At 57.2% G+C, this 3,741-nt stretch carries 1 protein-coding gene; it reads right to left on the bottom strand.

Features of this window, described 5'->3' with window-relative positions; translation table 11 throughout:
• Window positions 1-3,741: glutamate synthase large subunit (gene gltB / locus VKV29_RS03215; protein ID WP_324199857.1), on the bottom strand; the 3,741-nt coding region annotated here is incomplete at both ends.

Raw genomic sequence — 3,741 nt, 5'->3', positions numbered from 1 at the left:
GGCGATGAGCTTATGGTCGAGCACATTTTCTAGGCCGTGGTCTTGCTTCATCACGCAGCGCACCGGCACGTTTTTATCCACCTCCGGCATCGTCAGCAACGGTGTGAGGTCGAGATTATAGGCCTTCCAGTGGTCTATGGCGGGCTGCATATCGAGCATATCCGTTCGACCTACCATCTCATCTACGGTGCGGAAGCCGAGTTGGGCCATGATCTCTCGTAGCTCCTCGGCCACAAAGAAGAAGAAGTTAATGACATGCTCCGGCTGCCCCGCAAATCGTTGGCGCAACACGGGGTCTTGCGTGGCAATGCCTACAGGGCAGGTGCCGAGATGACAGACACGCATCATAATGCAGCCCATGGCCACAAGCGGTGCGCTTGCGAAGCCGAACTCCTCGGCGCCAAGCAGGGCGGCAATGGCCACATCGCGCCCCGTCTTTAGCTGGCCATCGGTTTGCAGACGTACGCGCCCGCGCAGGTTGTTCTTCACCAAAACCTGCTGGGTCTCGGCCAAACCTAGCTCCCACGGAATGCCGGCATGCTTAATACTGGAAAGCGGTGAGGCGCCGGTGCCTCCATCGTGCCCACTGATGAGGATGTGGTCGGCGTGTGCCTTCGCAACGCCGGCAGCCACCGTCCCTACACCCACCTCGGCCACCAGCTTCACCGAGATGCGCGCGTTCGGGTTGGCATTTTTTAGGTCGAAAATGAGCTGGGCCAGGTCTTCTATCGAATAGATGTCGTGATGGGGCGGCGGCGAAATAAGCGTAACCCCTGGCGTGGTATGGCGAATGCGCGCAATGTACTCGTCCACCTTATGCCCGGGCAACTCCCCTCCTTCACCGGGTTTAGCGCCTTGCGCCATCTTGATCTGCAACTCATCGGCGTTGACGAGATACTCTGTCGTCACTCCGAAACGCGCAGAAGCTACCTGCTTAATGGCGCTACGGCGACTATCGCCGTTTGGGTCGGGGATGTAGCGCACCGGGTCTTCCCCGCCCTCCCCGGTGTTGCTCTTTCCGCCGATGCGATTCATTGCAATAGCGAGGGTTTCGTGCGCCTCACGGCTAATGGAGCCTAACGACATGGCTCCGGTAACGAAGCGCTTCACGATCTCTTTGGCCGGCTCAACCTCTTCAATGGGAATGGGGTTGCCGGGCTTGAAGCGGAACAGACCGCGCAAGGTGGCCCGATTCACGCTTTGATCGTTGGCCAAACGCGAGAACTCTTTGAAGTCCTTGTAACTCTTGCGCCGAACGGCGATCTGAAGGGCGGCTATGGTGTCGGGATTATACTGATGGTACTCGCCGTAGCGACGCCACTGGTACTGCCCACCCGGATCAAGCTCAAGGCTTTCGGGTATCTCTTGAGGCGGATAGGCGTAGTGATGGCGGGCGAGAGCCTCTCGCTGAATCTCTTTTAGCCCAATCCCTCCGAGCCGACTAGGCGTTCCGGTGAAGTAGCGATCCACAAGCTCCTGCCCCAGCCCGATGGCCTCAAATATCTGGGCGCCACGATAGCTTTGCAAAGTGGAGATGCCCATCTTTGCAAATGTTTTCAGCAGCCCCTTGTTCACCGCTTTAATGTAGTTTTTAATGGCCTTTTCGAGGGGCAAATCCTGCGGCAGCATCGAGCGCCGATACATATCTTCCAACGTCTCGAAGGCAAGGTAGGGGTTGATGGCGCTGGCTCCGTAGCCGATGAGCAGGGCAAAGTGCATCACCTCGCGCGCCTCTCCCGTCTCGATGATCAGCCCGGCTTGCGTGCGGGTGCCTTCACGAATAAGATGGTGGTGCACCCCCGAAGTGGCCAGCAACGCCGGAATCGGAGCGTGTTCGGCATCTACCTCTCTATCGGAGAGGATAAGGAAGCTTATGCCGTCGGCCACCGCACGCGAGGCCTGCTGGCAAAGCCGCTCCATCGCTTTCTCTAGGCCGTTCTCCTCTTTTATAGAGAAAACGGCCGAGAGGGTGATGGCACGGAAATCGGGATGGTTCACATGGCGGAGACGCTCCAACTCCACATTCGTGAGAATGGGCGATTCGAGCCGAAGCATTTTGGCATGTTCCGGCGTGGTATCGAACAGGTTACCCTCCCGCCCTATATAGTCGGTAAGCGACATGACAAGGTCTTCGCGAATAGGGTCAATGGGCGGATTGGTTACCTGCGCAAAGAGCTGTTTGAAATAGTTGTATAGCAGCTGTGGCCGGTTGGAAAGCACCGCCAAAGGGGTGTCGGTGCCCATGGAGCCGAGGGGCTGCTCGCCGGTGGTGGCCATGGGTTGAAAGATGAACTTCAAGTCTTCCAGCGTATAACCAAAAACGTTTTGGCGTGTGAGGATGGTTTTATGGTCTGAAGGCTTCGGCGGCGCCACATCGGGAAGTTGCTGGAGGGTGATGCGGTTCTGCTCCAACCACTGCCGATAGGGATGGGCCGTTGCGATGGTATGTTTCAGCTCCTCATCGCTGATGATTCGGCCTTGCTGCAGATCCACCAAGAACATTTTGCCGGGTTGCAGGCGCCCCTTTTCGATAATGTGCTCCGGGGCAATATCAATGACGCCGGTTTCGGAGGCCATTACCACAAGGTCGTCATCGGTTACCAGATAGCGGGCAGGTCGCAAGCCGTTCCGGTCGAGGACGGCTCCGATCACGCGGCCATCGGTAAAGGCAACGGCGGCCGGCCCGTCCCATGGTTCCATTAAGCAGGCGTGATATTCGTAAAAGGCCTTTTTGTCGGGGTCCATCAAGTCGTTGCCATCCCAAGCTTCAGGAATGAGCATCATCATCGCATGAGGGAGGCTACGACCGCTCAGCGTTAAAACCTCAAGAGCGTTATCCAGGGTCGCCGAGTCGGAACCGGAACGGTTGACCAACGGCACGATCTTCTTAATGTCCTCTCCGAAAAGCGGGGAGCTGAGTCGAGCCTCACGCGCACGCATCCAGTTGCGGTTGCCGCGCAGGGTGTTGATCTCTCCGTTATGGGCAAGATAGCGATAGGGGTGTGCCAAATCCCACGACGGGAAGGTGTTGGTCGAGAATCGCTGATGCACCAGCGCCAATGCGGTGACCATATCGGGCGCATTGAGGTCTTGGTAGAAAGCGGCGATCTGATGGGCAAGCAGAAGCCCTTTATAGACCACAGTACGGCAAGAGAGGCTGCAAACATAGAAAAAATGCTCTTGGGGCAGGCGCATCCGTGCGATCTCGTTTTGGACGACCCGTCGAATCACGAACAGCTTGCGCTCGAACGCATCCTCATCGGGCAGTTGTGGGTTTCGTTTGATAAAAACTTGACGAATGACCGGCTCACACGAACGCGCCAGCGAGCCGATTTTCGTGTTGTCTACCGGCACATCGCGCCACGCAATAACCGGTTGTCCCTCCTCTTGAGCGACACGATTGATGATCTGCTCGTAGCGCGCACGCTCTTCGGCATCGGGTGGAAGAAAGATCATGCCTACACCGTAGTGACCGGGCGGGGGCAGATCAACCCCTTGTTCGGCAAGCTGCCGCGCAAAGAAGGCGTGAGGGATTTGAATAAGAATGCCGGCGCCATCTCCGGTTTCTGGGTCACAACCACAAGCCCCACGATGCACAAGGTTCTGCAGCACGCCTATGCCTTTCTCAATAATGGCGTGCGATTTCTCTCCCTTGATATGTGCTACGAAACCAACCCCACAGGCGTCATGTTCAAATTCGGGGTCGTAAAGCCCCTCGGCATGAGGTAACGAGCCAAGTCT

The sequence above is a fragment of the Chthonomonas sp. genome, assembly GCF_035294165.1.
Taxonomy (GTDB): Bacteria; Armatimonadota; Chthonomonadetes; order Chthonomonadales; family Chthonomonadaceae; genus Chthonomonas.
This window is presented reverse-complemented; position numbering and strand designations above follow the sequence as displayed.